At 66.0% G+C, this 19,839-nt stretch carries 17 protein-coding genes and 1 tRNA gene; 8 read left to right on the top strand and 10 right to left on the bottom strand.

The features are described 5' to 3' along the window. Positions 1 to 134: 134 nt before the first annotated feature. The 5 genes from CSW59_RS10395 to CSW59_RS10415 are packed head-to-tail and all read right to left on the bottom strand — an operon-like array spanning position 135 to position 4,647. Positions 135 to 1,034: a flagellin gene (locus CSW59_RS10395; RefSeq protein ID WP_099443975.1), complete on the bottom strand. Its 900-nt coding sequence runs from the start codon at positions 1,032 to 1,034 to the stop codon at positions 135 to 137. Between the two features lie 9 nt (positions 1,035 to 1,043). Beyond that, entirely contained in the window at positions 1,044 to 2,759 is a 1,716-nt protein-coding gene (gene flgK, locus CSW59_RS10400) for a flagellar hook-associated protein FlgK (RefSeq protein ID WP_099443976.1), read from the bottom strand. Between the two features lie 5 nt (positions 2,760 to 2,764). Beyond that, on the bottom strand, positions 2,765 to 3,076 hold the full coding sequence (locus CSW59_RS10405; RefSeq protein WP_099443977.1) for a hypothetical protein: 312 nt from the start codon (positions 3,074 to 3,076) through the stop codon (positions 2,765 to 2,767). Between the two features lie 2 nt (positions 3,077 to 3,078). Beyond that, the gene (gene flgE / locus CSW59_RS10410; RefSeq protein WP_099443978.1) at positions 3,079 to 4,359 is read right to left on the bottom strand and encodes a flagellar hook protein FlgE; all 1,281 of its coding nucleotides are present in this window, start codon (positions 4,357 to 4,359) and stop codon (positions 3,079 to 3,081) included. Between the two features lie 3 nt (positions 4,360 to 4,362). Beyond that, complete coding sequence (locus CSW59_RS10415) at positions 4,363 to 4,647, bottom strand: flagellar hook assembly protein FlgD (RefSeq protein ID WP_013077610.1); 285 nt, start codon at positions 4,645 to 4,647, stop codon at positions 4,363 to 4,365. Between the two features lie 238 nt (positions 4,648 to 4,885). On the opposite strand from CSW59_RS10415, the gene CSW59_RS10420 reads away from it, so the two are divergent. The 7 genes from CSW59_RS10420 to CSW59_RS10450 all read left to right on the top strand — a co-directional run bounded on the left by CSW59_RS10420 (position 4,886) and on the right by CSW59_RS10450 (position 12,991). Then, positions 4,886 to 5,710 carry a flagellin gene (locus tag CSW59_RS10420; RefSeq protein WP_099443979.1) on the top strand — a complete coding sequence of 275 codons (825 nt, stop codon included), beginning with the start codon at positions 4,886 to 4,888 and terminating at the stop codon, positions 5,708 to 5,710. Positions 5,711 to 5,769: 59 nt separating this feature from the next. Continuing rightward, positions 5,770 to 7,461, top strand: a complete 1,692-nt coding sequence (fliD, locus tag CSW59_RS10425) for a flagellar filament capping protein FliD (protein WP_099443980.1) — start codon at positions 5,770 to 5,772, stop codon at positions 7,459 to 7,461. Then, positions 7,454 to 7,822 (top strand): flagellar protein FliS, encoded by a 369-nt coding sequence (locus CSW59_RS10430; protein WP_099443981.1) that lies wholly within the window; start codon positions 7,454 to 7,456, stop codon positions 7,820 to 7,822. Before fliD ends, CSW59_RS10430 begins: the two co-directional genes overlap by 8 nt. 114 nt (positions 7,823 to 7,936) lie before the next feature. Further along, positions 7,937 to 8,587 (top strand): RNA polymerase sigma factor, encoded by a 651-nt coding sequence (locus CSW59_RS10435; protein WP_099443982.1) that lies wholly within the window; start codon positions 7,937 to 7,939, stop codon positions 8,585 to 8,587. Then, positions 8,541 to 8,777 (top strand): hypothetical protein, encoded by a 237-nt coding sequence (locus tag CSW59_RS10440; protein ID WP_099443983.1) that lies wholly within the window; start codon positions 8,541 to 8,543, stop codon positions 8,775 to 8,777. The genes CSW59_RS10435 and CSW59_RS10440 overlap by 47 nt, the downstream gene beginning before the upstream one ends. A gap of 124 nt (positions 8,778 to 8,901) precedes the next feature. After that, entirely contained in the window at positions 8,902 to 12,141 is a 3,240-nt protein-coding gene (locus tag CSW59_RS10445; RefSeq protein ID WP_099443984.1) for an autotransporter outer membrane beta-barrel domain-containing protein, read from the top strand. Between the two features lie 121 nt (positions 12,142 to 12,262). Further along, positions 12,263 to 12,991, top strand: a complete 729-nt coding sequence (locus CSW59_RS10450) for a response regulator transcription factor (RefSeq protein WP_143754989.1) — start codon at positions 12,263 to 12,265, stop codon at positions 12,989 to 12,991. Positions 12,992 to 13,000: 9 nt separating this feature from the next. Here CSW59_RS10450 and CSW59_RS10455 read toward each other — a convergent pair whose 3' ends face one another. The 3 genes from CSW59_RS10455 to CSW59_RS10465 form a co-directional block, all read right to left on the bottom strand. Beyond that, positions 13,001 to 15,094, bottom strand: coding sequence for a sensor histidine kinase KdpD (locus CSW59_RS10455; protein ID WP_099443986.1), 2,094 nt, complete (start codon positions 15,092 to 15,094; stop codon positions 13,001 to 13,003). Further along, complete coding sequence (locus CSW59_RS10460; protein WP_099443987.1) at positions 15,091 to 15,816, bottom strand: response regulator; 726 nt, start codon at positions 15,814 to 15,816, stop codon at positions 15,091 to 15,093. The genes CSW59_RS10455 and CSW59_RS10460 overlap by 4 nt, the downstream gene beginning before the upstream one ends. Before the next feature lie 141 nt (positions 15,817 to 15,957). After that, positions 15,958 to 16,034: transfer RNA gene (locus CSW59_RS10465), tRNA-Arg, on the bottom strand. 252 nt (positions 16,035 to 16,286) lie between these two features. On the opposite strand from CSW59_RS10465, the gene ggt reads away from it, so the two are divergent. Continuing rightward, entirely contained in the window at positions 16,287 to 18,029 is a 1,743-nt protein-coding gene (ggt, locus tag CSW59_RS10470) for a gamma-glutamyltransferase (RefSeq protein ID WP_099443988.1), read from the top strand. Positions 18,030 to 18,097: 68 nt separating this feature from the next. Here ggt and CSW59_RS10475 read toward each other — a convergent pair whose 3' ends face one another. Further along, on the bottom strand, positions 18,098 to 18,328 hold the full coding sequence (locus CSW59_RS10475) for a hypothetical protein (RefSeq protein ID WP_099443989.1): 231 nt from the start codon (positions 18,326 to 18,328) through the stop codon (positions 18,098 to 18,100). Between the two features lie 10 nt (positions 18,329 to 18,338). Next, a complete protein-coding gene (locus CSW59_RS10480; RefSeq protein WP_099443990.1) occupies positions 18,339 to 19,832 on the bottom strand; it encodes a sensor histidine kinase in 1,494 nt (497 codons plus the stop codon). Positions 19,833 to 19,839 lie beyond the last annotated feature (7 nt).

The raw sequence follows: 19,839 nt of genomic DNA on the forward strand, positions 1-19,839 counted from the left end.
AGGCTCCCCATTTGTTGTAGGGGCCCGCCCCAACAATGCGAAAGGCTTGACGTTCTAAGCGGAGGCGCACCGAGGCCTTCAGGGCCGGCGTTGGAAGCACAACCCATGCAAGCATGCCCATAGCGGGCACCAGGCTAGCTCAGATACTTGAGCAGGCTCGAGGACGAGAGGGTGCTGATCGTCGAGTAGAGCGCCTCAAGCTGGGTCTGGTAGTTGGTGACCAGAACAGCGGCCTGGGCCAGGTCGGCGTCCTTGAGCTCCGAGGCCAAGCCGTCAAGCGTGTCGATCTTGGCCTCGTTGCGACTGACCAGACTGGACAACCGATCGACCTGCACGGCCAGCCCTTCCTGGACCGCGCCGATACCCGAGATGGCCTCGCCGACCAGATCATAGGCGGACGCCAGGGTGTCGGCGTCTTCGGGATCGGCGATGATCATCGAAAGCGCCCTGGCCAGTTGCTCGAACCCGGAGGCCTGGGCCGTGACCGACAGAGAGACCTCCGAGCCGTCCACGCTGACGAAGGTTCGGGTCGCCGACGCGCCTTGATAATAGCCGGTGTCGCCGGCCGTGTTGGGATCGTAGTCGGCGGACGAGAAGTCGACGGGCGCGCCGTCGATGGCTTCACCGCCGAACAGATAGACGCCGCCCACCTGACTGTTGAGCTGGGTCTGGAGATCATCCAGCCATCCTTGCGCGTACGAGGCCAGGCTTTCGCCGTCCAACTTGGACCCGCTGATCTGGGCGGCCAACTGGGACTTGATGGTGTCGGCGAGGTCAGCGATGTCGCCAACCGCCCCATAGGCCGACTGCACATAGGTCGAAGCAGTCTCGGCGGCCGCGTTGTCCGCCGTCAGTCGCGCCGACTGGTTCGACAATCGCAGCAGGGACGCCACGTCCGCGCCCAGCCCGCCGAGCGCCGTCGACTTCAAGCCGGTGGCCTCCTGGGTCTGCTGGTCAGCCAACTTGGCTTGGGTGCGCAGGCTGGCGGCGATCAGAGCGCTAGAATGCGAGAAGGTGCCGATCCGGGTGATCATCGCCGCGCCTCAGTTGACCATGTTGATCAGGGTGTCGAAGAGCTCCTGGACGATCGAGGTCAGCTGGGCGTTGGCCTGATACACCTGCTGATACACCTCCAGCATGGCCAGTTCCTCGTCGAGATTGACCGTGGTGAGATTGGCCAGGCGGCTGACGGCCGCGTCATGAGCGTCTCCGGACGTCTCAGCCTGGCTCGCCGCGTCGGCGATCGTCGTCGCCGCCGTCGAGACGAACGAACCCGCATAGGCGATGAGGCTGGACTGCCCCGCCGTCAGATTGCCCGCCGCCGTGAAGCTGGTCGAGGACGACAGCGCCGACGAGATCGCGGAGGCCGCGCCCGTGTCGCCGGACGCCACGCCGATCTGACCGACCGCGAGCGCGCCCGAGACATCCATCGTGGCCGTGGGGAATCGCGAAGGGTCCGTCGTCAGCCCGGAGGCGACAGCGATGTCTACCGCGGAGTCACCCGAAAAGATGTCGTTGAAGCCGAAATAGGCCGAAAATCCATCGCCGCCGACCGACGCGTCGATATCGGCCAGGGCCACGCCATTGCCCGACGAGGTCGCGGCGATCGTCAACTTGCCGTTCGAAATAGAAGCGCTCAGCCCACTGACAGAATTCAGACCCGCAACCAGATCGTCGACCGTGGCGTAGGCCGAAAGATCAATGTCGACGGTCGACACCACCGCGCCGCTGGAGTTGGTCACCGCCACGCGCACGGACCCGGTCGCGCTGAAGGCGTCGGTTCCCGACACCGTCTCGCTGCTGGTCAAACTGTTCGGCGGGGGGCTGGCCGAGCCGCTATTGGCGGCCGTGTTGACCAGGTCGATCAAGGTCGAGGTCAGCTGATCCAGGGCGTCCTGCTCGCCGACCAGGATGTCATCGCGCAGGGAGACCAGCCCGCCCAGCTTGCCGCCGGTCAGCGAGGTGGTGATGTCCTTGCCGTTGACCGTCACGCCCGCGATCGCACCAGGATAGACCGCGCTGGCCGACAGGCTGCTGGAGGCCTCGTAGGACAGCTTGGCGACCGAGGCGCCCAACAACTGCTCGCCACCCGAGGTGTAGACCACCACGCGGTTGTCCGAAGTCTTGTAGGTCGACACGCCCATCAACGACGACAGCGTGGTCACGGCGGCGGCGCGTCGATCCTCCAGATCGCTGACGTCCCCGCCGGACGCGGTCGTGCTGACGATCTGGTCGTTGAGCGCCTGGATGGTCTCAAGGGTGCTGTTGATGGTGTCGACGGTCTCGCCGATCTGGAGATTGGCCTGGCTGCGCAGGGACTGGATCTCGTCGGACAGCGACTGGATCGACGACGCCAAGCTGCTGGCCGCCGACACCGCCGAGGCCTTGGTCGCCGTGGTGCTGGACGAGGCCAGACTGGTTAGCGCGGTCTGGAAAGCGGTCAGCAGACTGGAGACGTCGTCGCCGCCGTCCACCGAGCCGAGGCTGGCGTCGTATGACTGCATGTAGGTGTCGATCACCGCGTCGCGGCCATCCACGGCGGCAGTCTTGTCGACGGCCTTGGCCAGATAGGCGTCCGCCGCGCGGGTCACCGTCGCGGTCGACACCGCCAGCGTCTGGGTCGTCGCCGTGGTCGAGACGGTCTTGCGGCTGTAGCTCGCGTCGTCGGCGTTGGCGACGTTCGTTTGCGAGACCGCGATCTGGTACTGCGCCGTCGTCAGGGCCGCGCCGGCCGAGGACAGGATCGAGGTCAGCGACATGACCGCTAGCGCTCCCGTCCCGCGCCGCGCCCGCCATAGCCGTCGATGGCCCGGAGACTGCGGTTCATGGCCGTGAGCTGGGCGCGCTGAGCGTCCATCTCACTGGCGAGGCGCGACATCCGCCCGTCCAGCGCGCGGCGCACATCGTCCAGGTTGGACAGCATCAGCAGACGCGCATCCCCCGTCAGCCCATCCAACTGCTGGGCGACGGCGTGGGCCAGGGCGATGGCGTCCTCCACGGTCTCGACAACGGGAGAGGCGCCCTTCGCCTCGCGAGAGGCTTGCGCTTTTGCGGCGAGTTTCTCGACAGTCTCCATGGCTAGCGCACGGCCTGGATCAGGGAGTCAAACATGTCGCCCGCAGAGCTGACGACCTGCGAGGCGGCGGAATAGGCCTGCTGGGCGATGATCATCTTGTTGAACTCGGTGGCGATGTCGGTGGTCGAGCCTTCCAGCGCGCTGGCCACCAGCGTGCCCGCCCCGCCCTCGCCCGGCAGGTTCAAGTGGACCTGGCCCGCGGCGCTGTTCTCGTCATAGGTCGTGCCGGACACGAGGGTCAGGCCGTTGGGATTGCTGAAGGTCGCGATGGGGATCTGGTAGATCGCCAGGCTGATGCCGTTGTCGAAGTTGGCGGTGACCAAGCCTTCGGAGTCGATTTCGATGTCGGAAAGCTCGCCATAGAGCGCGCCGTCCTGTTCAGTCTGGACATCCTCAAGACCGATGACCGAAGAGGTCGAGGCGTATTGCGTCACGCCGTCGGTGCCGCCGACTTCGCCGATGTCCATCGAGACCGTGCTATCGGCGGCCCCGGTGGTGAAGTTCTCAACCGTGAATGAGAGCGTGGGCGAGATCGAGGCCAACGAGCCGTCGGTGTTAAACGTGACCGTGTAAGGCCCGCCGACGGTCATATCACCCGACTTGGTCGTCCCATCGGAGGTCAGCACGGGATCCGACAATTCCAACGTCCAGGTGTTGTCGTCGGTCTTGGTCCAGGTCTGGCCGACCGTGTGGCTCACGCCCAGCGAGTCGATCATCTGCATGCTGGTCGTGAGTTCATCGAGAACGGCCGCGTCGGCCGGGACGTTGGCGCTCATCTCGATCTCGGTGGTCGCCTTGGCAGTGCCGCCGATCGAGGACAGGTTGATGGCCGAGAGCCCGGTCAGGTCATTGGTGTTCGACGCCAGCACATTACCGTCGGCGTCCGTCGGCCACCCCATCAGGTAGAAGCCTTCGGTGTTGATCAGATAGCCGTCGGCATTGGTCTCGAAGCTGCCGTTGCGGGTGTACATGTCCTCCGAGGCTGCGGCGCCCGGTTCGCTCGTAACGACGAAGAAGCCGGCGTCCTGAATGGCGACATTGGTGGCGACGCTGGTCGAGGTCACCGTGCCCTGGACCGACATGGCCTGGCTGGACTTGGCGGTGACCGCGCTGGTCGAGGTGGACGAGCCGCTCCCGCCGCTGACCAGGGCCTGGAAGTAGACATCGGTGGTCTTGTAGGCCGTGGTCGACGAGTTGGCGATGTTCTCGGAGATGGCCGAGAGGGCGCGGCTCTGGGCGGTGAGACCCGAGACGGCGGTGGAAAGAGCGGCTGAGAGCGACATGGATCAGCTCTCCGAGGCCAGCAGCGAGACCTGGGTCAGCACGTTCGACATCGTGTCCGACATGGTCGTCAGCGTGTCGTTCATGCTGATCTGCTGCTCGAGCTGAGAATAGGTCGCCAGCTGGCTGGTGAACTCGGTGGGATCACTGGGATCCAACGGGTTCTGGTTCTCCAGCTGGGTCATCAGCAGCTTCAGGAAATCGGTCGTGCCCAGCTTCAGCGAGCTCGACGAGGACGACGTCGTGCTGGTCGTCGTCGCGGCGCTGGTCGTGGAGGTGACGGCGGTCATCAGGGGCCTCGAGGGTTCCAGAGGTGCGACGCCCTGCCGGCGCCGATGACCTTTTGAACGGAGGCTCCCCGTCGGATGGGGCGCGGAAATTTTCGAAAAATTCGCAGGCGAAAAAACACCGCCCCATCCGGACGGCCAGCGCCGTTCAATCCGTGAAGCCCGTCCGCGAAGAACCGTTGGCGACGCTTCCCGATCGGGACTTTCCCCGCCCGGTTTACGAAGAGAAGCGGATTAGAAAATGCCTGTTATCTCGAGCAATACGGCGGCCAACACCGCCCTGCGCTACCTGAACAACAATTCGGCGGCGCAGAGCGAATCCCTGGCCAAGCTGTCGAGCGGCTCGCGTATCGTGAGCGCGAAGGACGACGCCTCCGGCCTCGCCATCGCCACCTCCATGAACGCGGACATCTCGGCGCTGAACCAGGCCGCCACGAACGTCACGAGCGGAACCTCGGTGCTGAACACCGCCGACGGCGCCCTGTCCAACATCGCCGACATCCTCACCCGGATGAACGCGCTGACGGCCCAGGCGCAATCGGGTAGCTCCAGCACCGACGACCTTTCCTACATCACTGCGGAATACGCGCAGCTGATCGAGGAAATCGACGACATCGCCACGACCACCACGTTCAACGGCGTGGCTCTGTTGGATGGCGCGAGCGGCTATTCGACGGGCGTCGACTTCATGGTCGGCACCACGAGCACCGACGTCATCACGGTGACGCTGGACGGCGCCGACACCACCGCCCTGGGCCTGACGACGACCGCGATCACCAACTCCACCACCGCTAAGGCGGCGATGGATGAGATCGACGCGGCCATCACCCTGGTCTCGGAAATGCGGGCCGACGTCGGCGCCAGCCTGTCGCGGTTCGAGTTCCGGGGCGACGTTATCAGCACCTCGCTGGAGAACCTGGAGTCGGCCGAAACGGCCATCACGGGCGTCGACATCGCGGCGGAGCAGACCAACTTCACCAACTATCAGACGCTGACCAGCGCCGCGATTTCGGCCCTCTCGCAGGCCAACTCGATGAGCCAGTCGCTTCTGAAGCTGCTGCAGTAGTCGGCTCGACAACTGGCGGGAGGGCTTAACCGCCCTCCCGCCGCACCTTTGGCGGACCCATGACCACCACGAGCACGGTGTCGACCAGCGGGTCGACCACATACCTCACCGGCACCATCTCGGGCCTGGACACCGACTCCTTGATCGAGGCAGCGGTGAGCCAGAAGACCGCGCGCGCCGATACGCTCGACGCGAAGGTCACCGCGAACACGACCAAGATCAGCGCCTATCAGAGCCTGCAGTCGCTGCTCGACGACGTCACCAGCGCGATGTCATCCCTGAAGTCGACGGTCTACAGCAGCCTATCAACGAGCACGGGCAACGCGTTCGACGAAAAGGCCGCCTATCTGACCGCCTCGGACGGCTCGGACGCGACCGATATGATCGCCGTCAGCGCGGACTCGGACGCGGTCGCGGCCAGCTACACGGTGACGGTGAGCCAACTGGCCAAGGCGATGAAGGTCGCCTCCGACAGTATGGCTTCCTCGACCGCGCTGGGCTCGAGCGGCGACTTCACGATCGGCGTGGCGGGCGGGACGTCGGCGACGATCGCCGTGACCTCCGACATGACGCTCTCCGACCTGGCCGATGCCATCAACGAACAAAGCGACACGACCGGCGTCAGCGCCACCCTGCTGAAAGTGTCCAGCGGCGCATACAAGCTGGTGCTGTCGGCCGCCGACACCAATGTCGACATCGAGCTTTCCGACATCAGCGGCGCGGCCGCCGCGATTGGCCTGGTGAACGAGGACGGCGACTTCGCCAATGTCCTTCAGGTCGCCCAGCCCGCCATCGCCACCATCGACGGCGTGACGATCACCAGCGACAGCAATCAGCTGACCGACACCATACCGGGCCTGGCCATTTCGCTGTTGCAGGTGACGAGCACAGACCAGGCCATCACCCTGGATGTCGAGGCCGACTACTCCGACATCAAGACGGCGATCACCGACTTCATCGACGCTTACAACGCCCTGCGCGAGTTCGTGGACACCAACTCCACCGTCGCCGCCGACGGCACGGTGGACGAAGACGCCGTGCTGTTCGCCGACTCCTTGCTGCGCGGCGTCACCAAGCAGCTGTCGTCGATCATCGGCGGCGAGGCCGGATCGGCCGACGATGTGACGAACCTGACGGCGCTTGGGATCTCTCTGAACGCCGACAACCAGCTAGAACTCTCCGACGAGACCACTCTGGACAATCTGCTGCTGTCCGATCTCGACAGCCTGCGCGGCTTCTTCGAGAGTCAGTTCACGACCAGCGACAGCGCTCTGAAGCTGCTGAAGAACACCAGTACCGCATCGCTGGACTTCACCCTGGACGTGACGGTGGCGGACGGCGCGATCAGCGAGGTGACCGTCGATGGCCAAAGCGGCCTTTTCACCGTCTCGGGCAGCCGCATCGTTGGTGTCAGCGGAACGATCTACGAGGGCCTTTCCTTCGCCTTGGTCGCTGATGAGAGCGTTTCGATCGACGTCAAGCTGACCCAAGGCTTCGCTGACCTCATCACCACGCAGCTCGATGCGTACGCCAATGCATCGACAGGCCTGCTTCAGGGCGAGATCGAGCGGCTCAGCGAGGCCAACACCACGCTCTCGGATAAGTCGACCAAGATCCGCGACGACGCCGAAACCTACCGGACCAGGCTGATCGCGAAGTACTCGGCCATGGAACAAGAACTCTACGCCGCTCAGATTCTACAAGAGCAGATCAAATCCATCCTAGGTAGCTCAAGTGACAGCGATGAATAGCCATCAAGCCATCCAGGCCTACAAGGCCTCCAGGCAGCTCAACCAAAATCCTCGCGATGTCCTCATAGCCGTCCACGAGGAACTCTATCGCGCGATATCGTCGGCAAAATATGCCCATGAGCAGAATAAGCTCGACCAGATGTGCGCACACCTGGCCAAGGCTGTTCAGATACTCACCGTTCTTGCAACAACCCTGAATTTTTCCGCAGTAGGCGGAGATGGAACGCGGCTGCGGCAATATTACCTAGGGTTGCTGAATTTGCTTAATCGGAATGAAACCGGCGCGAAAAAAGCCGCGTCACATCAAAGGGCCCTGAATTTGTTGCAGCCACTGTGCAAAGAGTTTCGAAAAGTTGATTGATATATCCGAAATTCAATAACGTAATATATCATTGAATATCTTAGATGACTATTTGTAACTGGCACGTCGATTGCTTGGCCGATAGCGACAAAAATCGCGGAACGGCCCACGAATATGTTCAAGCAAACGAGCAACCTGAGCGAAGAAGCCCGTCAGGACTTGTCGGACGAAGCTCTTTTCGAGGCGGCCCGCAGCGGCGACGAGCGCGCCTTTCGGGTGCTGGTGGATCGGCACGCCCGCGTGGTGCGACGACTTGCGCTCAGCATCTTGGGAGACGCCCATGAGGCCGAGGACATCGCGCAAGAGGCTTTTGTCGCCGCCTGGCGCGCCAAGGAGCACTGGACTCCGGAGGCCCGCTTCACGACCTGGCTGCACCGCATCGCCGTCAACAAGGCTATTGACCGCTATCGCAGTCGCCGGGCCACGCCGGAGCCGGCCGACGTCATCACCAGGCTGGCCGACGCCGCGCCCTCGGCGCCGGTCGAGGACCAGCAGCAGACCCTGGAGCGTCGCGAGAGCGCCCGCTCTCTTCGCGACTGCCTGCAGCGCCTGCCCGCCAGCCAGCGCCAGGCGCTGACGCTCTACTACTTCGAAGACCTGGACGTAGCCAGAATAGCGGGCGTCCTCGACACCACGGAACAGGCCGTGCGCTCGCTCCTCAAGCGGGGTAAGCAAGCGTTGCGCCTCCTCATTCAAAGGCAGAAGAGCCTTGGCCCTCATGGATCTTTCGGTTTTCCGTCAACGGCTGTCGGCGCTGGGCGCTGATATCGGGCGCTGGCCCGACGGCGACGAAGCGGTAGCGTTGCTCGCCGCTTCCGACGAGGCCGTCGCCTTGTTGGCCGACGCCCTGGAAGACGTCGCCCCGGAAGACGGCGCCAAGCGCGATGACGCGCTCTTGGACCCGGGCCTGACCGACGCCATCATGGACGCCGCGATAGGACGCAAAACGGACTAGTCTTGCGCGGAGTAACGACCGGCTACGCCATATTGCGGAGCGCGGCGCGCCGGAAACAACCCGGCCATGGAGCGGTCAAGGCCAGCGGTTAGGGCTCGGGGGGATAGTCCCTCGAAGGTCCTTCATGTCGCACAAGTTTCTGATCGTCACGGCGGCCGCCGCGCCGATGCTGCTCGCCGCGGGCGACGCCCTGGCCGAAGTGCAAGTCACCAGCAGCTCCCGGACGACCGCGATCACCACCGCTAGCCCCAACGGCGGCGCGGCCGATGACGTGAAGGTCACCGAGGACGGCGTCATCACACTCAGCACGTCCGGCCCGATCGTTACCTTGGACAGCGACAACACCGTCACGATCAACGGCGGCCTGGCCAGCGTGGGCGTGGACGATTCCGTGGGCGTGCTTGTCATCGGCGGCAAGACGGGGTCGGTAACCAGCGACGGCTCGATCAGCCTGACCGAGGACTACGACTACGAGGACAGCGACGACGACGGCGACTATGACGGCCTCTTCGCGAAGGGCTATCGCCGCTACGGCATACGCCTGACCGGGAGCAACGCCTTCACCGGCACGATCACCAATTCCGGCTCGATCACGATCGAGGGCATGGATTCCGCAGGCATAAGCCTTGAGGCGCACCTCGTCGGAAACCTCGTCCATTCCGGATCCATCAGCGTTACGGGCGATCGCGGATATGGGATTCGCATCGCCGCTCCCGTCACCGGCAACGTGACCCTGGAAGGCTCGACCAGCGTGCTGGGCGAGGGCTCGGTCGGCGTCGCCGTGGACTCGGCGATCGACGGCGCCTTCGTCCTGCAAGGCTCGGTCTCCTCGACCGGCTATCGTATCACATCGCGCTATAGCGACCCCGACGACCGGGCGCTGATCGACGCGGATGACATGCTGGAGGGCGGCGGCGGCGTGAACATCACCGCCAACGTCTCCGGGGGCGTGCTTCTCGACGTTCCCCCGACCGACACCAACGACGACACCAGCGACGACGAGGACGGCGACGGCGTCACCGACAGCTCCGAGGGCTCGGCCTCCATCTCGGTTTATGGCGGCGCGCCGGCGCTGAAGGTCGGCTCGGATAGCAACACCGTGACCCTCGGCGCGGTCGGGACGGGCGACGACGCCTATGGCCTGATCATCAAGGGCGCCGTCAGCGCCTCCAGCCCCTATGACGGCGTCGAGACGACCGCCGTGCAGATCGGCGGGGACGCAGACTACCAAACCCTGATCACCGGCGGCATTCGCATCACGGGCACGGTCTCCGCTTCGGGCTACGAAGCTCAGACCAACGGCCTTCATCTGAAGTCCGGCGCGATCGCCGACACGATCTGGAATGCGGGGACGATCAGCGCCTATACCACGTCGGAAGGTGATTTCTCGACACGGGCTCTGGTGATTGACTCTGGCGCCCAGGTCAGCACGCTGAACAACGACGGTGTGATCACCGCCTCAGTCCTGGGCGAGAAAGGGACCTCGTACGCGATCCTCGATAACTCCGGGACGCTGAGCACGATCAACAACACGCGCACGATCGCCGCCTATGTCACCGCCACCGACGACGACTACGACACCGACGACGACAATGACGACGCCAGCGACGAGACGGTGACGGGCAAGGCCATCGCCATCGACGTCTCCAAGAACACGACCGGCGTGACCATCACCCAGACCGGCGTCGACGACGGCGACGACGGCGATGACGACGTGGACGACACCGACACGGACGGCGACGGGGTCGACGACGCCGACGAGCCCGCGATCCTTGGCAAGATCCTGCTCGGCTCGGGCGACGACCAGCTGAACATCCTGAACGGCACAGTGATCGGCGAAATCTCTTTCGGGAACGGCGCCGACAGCCTGACGATCGACGGCGGCGGCTATGTGCTGACCACGCTGTCGGACTCCGACGGGCGGCTGGACATCAGCATCGGGTCCGGCACGCTGGGCCTGCTCAACACCGAGGACCTCAAGGTCAGCAATCTGACTCTAGGCGCCGACAGCAAGCTGATCTTCAGCGTCGATCCCGCGGCGGGAACGGCCACCCGGCTAGTGGCGGACACCGCCACCATCGCCTCCGGCGCCAATCTGGGCTTGGTGTTCAACAATCTGCTGACCACGGCCTCGACCTTCGAGGTGATCACGGCCGGGACCCTGACCGCGGGCGACATCAGCCAGGACCTCCTGGGCGACGCACCCTACCTCTATGTCGCCAAGGCCTATCAGTCCGGGAACAGCATCGACATCGACGTGCGACGACGCACGGCCTCGGAAGCGGGCATGACCCGCAACCAGGCCTCGGCCTATGACGCGGTGTTCACGGCCCTATCCAAGAACGACGACATCGCCAGCGCCTTCCTGAACCAGAACACCAAGGACGGCTTCTACAATCTCTACAACCAGATGCTGCCGGATCAGGGCCTGGGGATGTTCTCGGCGCTGCAGGCTGTGAACCAGCAGATCTCGGCAGCGACCATGATCCGCCCCGACCTGGACGATCGCTACGGACCAGACAGCGTCTGGGTGCAGCAGATCAGCACCCTGATCCGCCGAGAGGACGGCGAGGATCAGGGTTCTGAAACCCAGGCCCTAGGCTTCGTGGCGGGCTACGAGGCCATGGGCGATGCGGGCGGCGCCCTGGGGGTGACCCTGGCCGCGGTCAGCATCGAGGAACACGACACCACCGCCAAGGTCGGCGAGCATACGACCAACGCCTTGATCCAGGCCGGGGTCTACTGGCGGCGCTCGATCGGCGGCTGGCGCTTCAATCTCGGCGGCGGCGCCGGCTATGGCTGGCTCACCGGCGATCGCAGCTTCTACAGCGAGGATGTCGACGCGGACGGCGAGGCCGACGCCTCGGCCACCAGCGTCGCCCACTGGAACGGCGCCACCGCCAACGCCTTCGCCGGCATGGCCTACGAACAGACCGTGGGGCGCTATTTCATTCGGCCGGAAGCACGCCTCGACTACCTCTATTTCACAGAAGGCAAGCGCAGCGAAACGGGCGGGGGCGATGGCTTCGACCTGATCCGCGACGCGCGCAGCTTCAGCAATCTCAGCGGCGACGCCGGAATCGTGTTTGGAGCCCAATTCGGCAAGACCGTGTGGTGGCGTCCGGAGATCCGCGTCGGCTATCGCCAGACCCTGGCGGGCGACATCGGCGACACCGTGGCGCGCTTCCGGGGGGGAGAATCCTTCACCCTGACCTCGACCGCCGACAAGCAGGGCGCGGCGACCCTGGGCTTCGCCATCCGCGCGGGCTCGACCATGTCGTACGTGGCGCTGGAAGGCGGGGCCGAGGCGGCCAAGAAGCAGAACCGGTACTATCTGCGATTCTCGGGCCGAGCGATGTTCTAAGGCTTGCAAAATTAGGCCACAAAGCCGCCTTAATTGCGATTGTTTCAATACACTGCGAAGGTATTTCCGCCGCTAGCCGCCGGTACAGCTTCAAGGGTTCTCGGACCCAGGAGCGTGTGGCGTGCAACAAAGAATCCTTCTCCTCGATGCCGATCTCGAAGCGCGGTCGTACATGTGCGACCTGCTTTCCCGCCATGAGTATGAGGTCGTCACGGCCTCATCCGGCCAACAGATGGACCGCATCCTGACGACCACGGCGGTGGACGCGGTCGTTCTAGACATCATGCTACCGGGCGAGGGCGGCTTCTCGGTCTGCAACCGTCTGCGCAACCAGAACCCCGCCCCCGGTGTCATCGTGGTCAGCGCCATGGCCGAGGAAAGCGACGTGGTGGTGGGCCTTGAGATCGGCGCCGATGACTATGTGGCCAAGCCCTATCGCTCTCGCGAACTCCTCGCGCGGATCCGCGCCGTCCTGCGCCGCCGCCAGGCCAGCATGCGCCCCAATCCCGACGACGACCACGCCAATGTCTACCGCTTTGAGGGATGGCGCCTGAACGTGGTGACGCGCCAGCTGTTCGATCCCTATGGCCGCCCCATCGAGCTGTCGTCGGGCGAGTTCAACCTGCTGAGGGCGCTGGTCTCTAGCCCGCAACAGATCGTGCCCCGCGCCCGTCTCTCGCAGAATCCAGTCACCGGTGAGCGTCGTGACAGCTCACCCCAGATCAACGTGATCGTCAGCCGCCTGCGCGCCAAGTTGGCTCGCGTTCAGGGCGGCGCGGACCTGATCCGGACGGTGCGCGGCCAAGGCTATCTGCTGACCGTGGCGGTCGAGAGCTTGGCCGGCGACTGAGGCCGTCGGTCAGGCGGCCGCTTCCACCGTTCGGGCGCCAGGCAACCGGATCTCCGCGATCAGTCCCGGCGATCCGGGGCGCAAGGTCAGCTCGCCGCCATGCGCCCGCACGGTCGAGCGGGACACCACAAGACCCAGCCCGACCCCCGCCTTGCCGGAGGCGAGGGCTTGCGTGCCACGATGATAGGCCTTGAACACATCTTCCAGTTCCTCCGGCGGGATGCCCGGCCCGGAGTCGCGGACGGTCACGCAGGCCTCGCCCGCGAACGTCTCCAGCTTCAGCCTGGCCTCGAACCCGTACTTCACGGCGTTGTCGATCAGGTTCTCCATCACCCGCTGGATAGCCACCACGTCGATCTCGACCAGCACGGCCGGGCCCGGCTCTAGCGTGACTGGACCGGTGGCGTCGTCGACCACCACCTCCAGTAGGGAGCGCAGGTCGACCACCTGCCGCTCGTGTCCCTCCATTTCGTCACGCATGAAGCTGAGGACCGAGGCGATCATCTGCTCCATCTGGTCCATGTCTCGCCCGATCGCCGCGCGCAACGAGGGCGGGGCGCGCTCCAGCTTGAAGCGCATCCGCGCCAGAGGGGTCCGCAGGTCGTGGGAAATAGCTCGCACCATGCCGGTGCGATCATCGACATAGCGCTTAATCCGCCGCTGCATCTGATTGAACGCCTCGGCCGCAACGCCGATCTCGGCAGGGCCGGTCAGCGGCGCCAGATCCGCCGAGGGCTCGCGCCCCAAGCGCTCGGCCGAATCGGCGAACGCCTTCAGCGGCGCGGCCAGGCGCTTGGCGAGCAGCAGAGCGAGGGGTGTGATCAGAGCGACCGAGAGGCCGAACCACAGCATGATGCGACGCTGCCAGCTGTTGGGGAAACCTTCCGGCTGCGGACGCACCGTCGCCCATCGCCCGTCGGACTGCTTCAGGGCGGCCACGAACTCGCCCTCGACGTAGGAAGGCGTCGCGAAGCCGAAACGGCTGACGGGCGCGCTGAGGGTGCGGCCGGTCGAAACGTCCTCGACCTTGGGCGCGGCGGGCGTCGGACTAAGCGCCAAACTCGGAGTAGGTAAAATTCGCTCCGTCTTGGGTGGAGCGATGGGTTCCACATCGGCGGGCAGAGCCTTGAGCGGCTCCGTACGAGCCAGTTCCACGGAAGCCGTGGGCTCGGGTGGGCTTTGCGTCACGCGCGGCGTCTCGGCGACCGGTAGGATCTGGGTCGAAAAGCGGACGCCGAACACCGCCGCGTCTAGTGGGGTGCGGATGATCGGGCCGCGGGGAGGACGCGCGGCAAGGTCAGGGCGGGCTCCGAACGCGGGGAGCGAGGCCATGTCGGAAGGCGAGGGACGGCCAGACAGCGCGGGGAGACGCTGCCGCAAGGCTCCCGCGCCCGGAATGGGGCGGCCTGGGAGGCCGTAGGATGGGCCATCAGCCATGCTCGGGGCAGATGCCCCTGGCCAGTTCGCCGAGCGTCGCATCGCCTCGCCCAGGTCCGCTCCTCGCGCGAATGGCCTGCCGCTGGCGGAAGCGGCAGCGCCACGGAAGCCGGACGCAGGCGCAACAGGCGAGGCCCTGTTAGCAAAGGCCCCAGCGGGGAAACGCCCACCGGGGAACGCCCCCACAGGCGCGCCGCCGGGGAACCGCGGACGCGCCATTCCACCTCCGGGCGGGACCATGCCGGCCAAGACATAGCCTTGACTGGCCTCGCTACGGGCCTCGCGAAGGGGCGGCGGCGCAATCGGCGCGCCGGCCAACGGCGGCGGCGCATAGAACAACAGGCGGACATCACTCTCCGGCGCGCCAACCAGCTTGGCCAGGTCGCGTGTGGCGGTCGGCGAGACCACCCAACCTGGACTGTCAAGGCTGGGCGGCGCGGCTTCCAGCGTGCGCACCAGCGGGCGCTCGCGATCGTGACGCGTCTCTCGGCCTCTCAAGGCCGCTTCGATGTCGGACAGGCTGTACTGGCTGGGCGGCGCCGGCGGGAAGAAGACGGTAAGCGCCAGGGTGACAAGCTGAGCCGCCACCAAGGCCCCGACGACGACCGCGAGGATACGCACCCACAGGGGCGGCCCCAGGCGGCGGCGAGCGACGGCGGGGATCATTCGGCAATCACCTTGGCGTCGAGCATGTAGCCTACCCCTCGATAGGTGCGGATCAGTTCCCGATCGGTCTGGTCCTGGATCTTGCGACGAAGCCGACTGATGTGAAGGTCGACGGCCCTGCCGACCTCCTCGGTCTCGTCGCCGCGCAGCAGGGCGATCAATTCATCGCGCGGCACGACCTGACGGTCGCGCTCCAGCAGGGCGGCGAGGATCGCCAACTCGCTTCGCGTCAGCAAAAGCACCGCGCCGTTGGGCGCCCGCAAGTGGCGAGCGGCGAGATCCAGGCGAAAATCGGCGAACCGGTAGATGTTGGTCTTGCGCGCCGCGGGGCCGGCCGGCCTGCGCCGCAGCATGGCCTTCACGCGCGCCAACAGCTCCCGGGGCATGATCGGCTTGACGACATAGTCGTCGGCGCCGAGCTCAAGACCAAGGATGCGGTCGATGGGATCGCCCAGCGCGGTCAGCATCAGGATCGCCGGACCGCCATCGCCAGCCAGAGAGCGGCACAGGGAAAGGCCGTCCTCTCCGGGCAGGTTGATGTCCAGCACCGCGACCTGAATCGCGCGCTCGGCCATGATCCGCCGCGCGCTGGCCGCGTCGCCAGCCTCATGCACCAGGTGGTCGTTGTCGCGCAGATAGGTCGCCATCTCGCGACGGAGTTCGACGTCGTCCTCGACGAGCAGGATTTCCGGGACCAGCATCGTGGCGGCAAGCGGGTTCATGACCACGCTATTAAACCATGAGCGCGAGCGCGGCGTTAAAAGGATTCCACCGCCGCGGCCGCATGCCGCCGGGTTGAGCGCTAGCGCTCGACGCCTCGCCAGCAAAGGCGAGGCAAGAAGCAATTTGAGCCTGGGAGAAAATGGCGCGCCCGGAACGATTCGAACGTCCGACCCTCAGATTCGTAGTCTGATGCTCTATCCAGCTGAGCTACGGGCGCGCACTGCCTTGCGGCGAGGCGGGGGAGATAGCCCAGCCGCTCCGGGGAAGCAAGCCCGGTTTTCAGGATAATTTCGAAAAGTTGGCGCAACGGCGTTCGGTCTGCGGCGAGCGCTGCCCTCAAGGCGCTCAAAGCAAGATCCCAGAAGCGTCCTGCAGCTTATCTGGGCGTGACAGCGCCTCGTCCTTGGTGTCCATGGAGGTCTCCGGGGCGGCGGGCAGGTCGTCCCTCTTTGTCTGCCTGAGGATCCGTATGCGTCGCTTCGCTTCCCTGCTCGCCCTTACCGCCGCACTTCAACTGACCTTCGCGCCGATGGCCGCCCAGGCGGAGTCCATCGCGCTGGGCATGCCGACGCCCAGGCCGGCGGCGACGTCTCCCATCTCCAAGGGCATGGTCGCGGCCGCAAATCCGCTAGCGGTGGAGGCTGGCCTGCGGGTGCTGCGCGATGGCGGCAGCGCGGTAGACGCGGCGGTGGCGATCCAGGCGGTGCTCGGCCTTGTCGAACCGCAGAGTTCGGGCCTGGGGGGCGGCGCGTTCCTGGTCTTCTACGACGCCAAGACCGGCAAGGTGACCGCCTATGACGGCCGTGAGAAGGCGCCCAGCGCCGCCAGCCCGGACATGTTCCTGGGGCAGGATGGGAAGCCGTTGCCGTTCGTGAAGGTGCTGCTGTCCGGCCGCTCGACCGGCGTTCCGGGCGTGGTAGCCATGCTGTCCATGGCCCAAAAGGAGCACGGCAAGGTCGCCTGGAACACGCTGTTCAAAGACGCCGAGAAACTGGCCGACGAGGGCTTCGTGGTCAGTCCGCGCCTGGCGGGCATGATCAGCAGCCCTCGCGCGCCGCAGGCCTCGCAGCCCGACGCGGTGAAGTACTTCACCAAACCCGACGGGGCCCGCTACCAGGCTGGCGACGTCCTGAAGAACCCGGCCTATGCCGAAACGGTCCGCAAGATCGCGGCCGAAGGCCCGTCAGCCCTGCTGGATGGACCAATCGCCCAAGCGATCGTCGACCGTGTGCGCGATGGCGACCTGCCCAGCAGCCTCACCCTGGAAGACCTCAAGAGCTATAAGCCCCGCTCTGCGCCAGCCTTGTGCCGCCCCTGGAAGGTCTACACCGTCTGCGTCCCCAACCCGCAATCTAGCGGCCTGGCCGTGATCCAGGCCCTGCGGATGCTGGAGCACACCGACATCGGCAAGCGCGGCCCGACCGATCCCGTCGCCTGGACGCTGCTGGCCCAGGCCGAGCGCGTGATGTACGCCGACCGCGATCGCTATGTCGGCGATCCGGACTTCGTGAAGGTGCCGGTCGACGGCCTACTTGATCCCAAGTACGTGGCCGAGCGCGCCAAGCTGATCACGCCGACCGCCGGCGCCGCGCCGCCGTTCGGCTACCCCAAGGGCGCGCCCAAGGTCGGGACTGACAAGACCCATGAACCGGGCGGCACCACCCACTTCGTTGTCGTCGATCCGCAGGGCAACGTGGTCTCGATGACCACCACGGTCGAGAGCATTTTCGGCAATGGCCGGATGGTCGGCGGTCTGTTCTTGAACAACCAGCTGACCGACTTCTCGTTCTCGCCGACCGAAAAGGACGGCGCTCCGGCGGCCAACGCCATCGCCAGCGGCAAGCGGCCGCGCTCGTCGATGGCTCCGATCATCGTTCTGGACAAGAAGGGCAAGTTCCTGGCCGCCGTCGGCTCGCCGGGCGGCAACGCCATCCTGTCCTACAATCTGAAGGCCATGGTCGGCGTGTTCTACTGGGGCCTGAACATGCAGCAGGCGGTCTCGCTGCCGAACGTCGTGGCCCGGGGTGAAACCTATTCGGGCGACGCTGATCTGTTTGGTCCCGATATGTTGGCGGCGCTGAATACGCGCGGCGTCAACGTCAAGGTCGGGCAGATCGAAGGCTCGGGCCTGCAGGGCGTGATCGTGCGTCCGGGCGGCCTGCTGGAAGGCGGCGCGGACCCCCGCCGCGAGGGCGTGGCCAAGGGCCTCTAGCCCAGGTCCTTTTGGGGACGCGCGATGGCCGCCGAAACCGGCGTCCACTTTCCGCTATCGCGCTGGCCTCAGGTGCGGGCCTGGTGCTCTTCCAGGCCCGCCTCAACCTCGGCGCGGGAAAAGACCTCTTCTTGACCGTCGATCAGCAGGTCGGCGTCGGCGGCCTCCTGCACGGCGACCATGGCCGCTACGCGCCGCAGAGCGGTCGGGGCGTCCGGGGCCTCGACGGTGATCTCGTACATGGGCGCCAGATCCGGAGAGGCGCCGAGCTTCACCGCGATGGTCCAAGTGGTCGTCATCGCAGCTCTCCTATCCCGCAGCTGTATCGGCGCGGCCGCCCGGCTCGGGCAGAGGCTCGGGAACGCCGGCCAGCGTCAGATCGAACACCGAACCGCCCGGTCCGGTTTCAACCAGGATCAGATCGCCGCCATGGCCCTGGGCCAGCTCGCGCGCGATGGCAAGGCCCAGGCCCGTGCCGCCGCGACGGGCCGAGCCCACGAACGGCTGGAACAGGTTGGTCCGCGCGCGCTCGGGCACCCCAGGGCCATCGTCCGAGAGGCGCAGGACGCTGCCGCCGTCGACGCGGCGCAGCTCGACGAACACCTTGCCCTTGCCGCCCCGGTCGGGCGCGCCCTCGATCGCCTCGCGGGCGTTGCGCAGCAGGTTTGTCAGGATGCGATGCAGCTGATCCGGATCGGCCAGAACCTGCTCGCGCGGATCGACCACGGTCTCCAGCGCCACGCCCTGGGCGGACAGGCCCGCGTCTTCGGCGGCCATATCCAGCGCGGGTCGCAGCGGGGTCGGCCGCGCCACCGGCGCGGGCTCCTTGGACTTGCCATAGGCCATGACGTCCGAGGCCAGGGTGATGGCGCGATCGAGCGCCCGCTCCAGGCGCGGCAGGGCCTGGGCCACCTTGGGATCGCCGAGCGCGGCCAGGCGGTCCGAAGCCATCTGGGCGCTGGTCAGCATGTTGCGCAGGTCGTGATTGATCTTGGCGACCGCCTCGCCCAGCGCGGCAAGGCGGGCCTTGGACGCCAGGGCCGCCAGCAGGTCGGCCTGCATACGGTCGAGCTCCAGCTCGGCGCGCCCGATCTCGTCGCGACGATTGGAGGGGACAAGACGCGCGGCGGGGTCGTCCGGGTCACCTCTGAAGGCCTCCATGGCCCGGGTGATCCGCTGCATGGGCCGGACGAGGAAGATATTCAGGAAGGCGTAGACGAGCACCCCGGCGAGACCCGCGACGAACAGGGTCACGCCCGCCAGCTGCCACAGCTGACCCACCAGCTTGGCCTTCAGAGGCGCGTCGGGCAGAACCACCTCGACGAACTCGGCCTTGCGATAGCGCGGCTCGGCCATCACGCGGACCATGCTGCCCTTGGGGCTGGTCAGGGTGAAGAACGGCGCGGCCAGCCAGGAGCCGGGATTCTGGCGGCGCAGGTCGACGAGATAGGGCGTCGTCTCGAACGGTTGCTTGGGCGGCAAGACCAGACGCCGAGCGCCGTCGACTTGCACGGCGACGGTCACGGCCCCGGCTTGGTCGAACAGTTGATTGGCGACGGCGTCGCTGACCCGCAGCTCGGGATCAGACTCGGCGATGGTCGAGGCCAGCTCGCCGGCGCGCACCCGGTCCAGCAGCCACTGCTCCTCATAGGAGGCCAGGGCCGGCGGCAGGATCAGCAGGCCGCCAAAGGCGACCACGACGGCGGTGAACAGCAGCAGACGCGCCGACAGGCCGCCGGGCCACGGAAAACGTTTCCGGGGCGGAGCGGTCTCAGTCTCTGACGGCGAAACCGTTTCGACCATCCGGGGC

The sequence above is a fragment of the Caulobacter sp. BP25 genome, from assembly GCF_002737755.1.
Classification (GTDB): Bacteria; Pseudomonadota; Alphaproteobacteria; order Caulobacterales; family Caulobacteraceae; genus Caulobacter.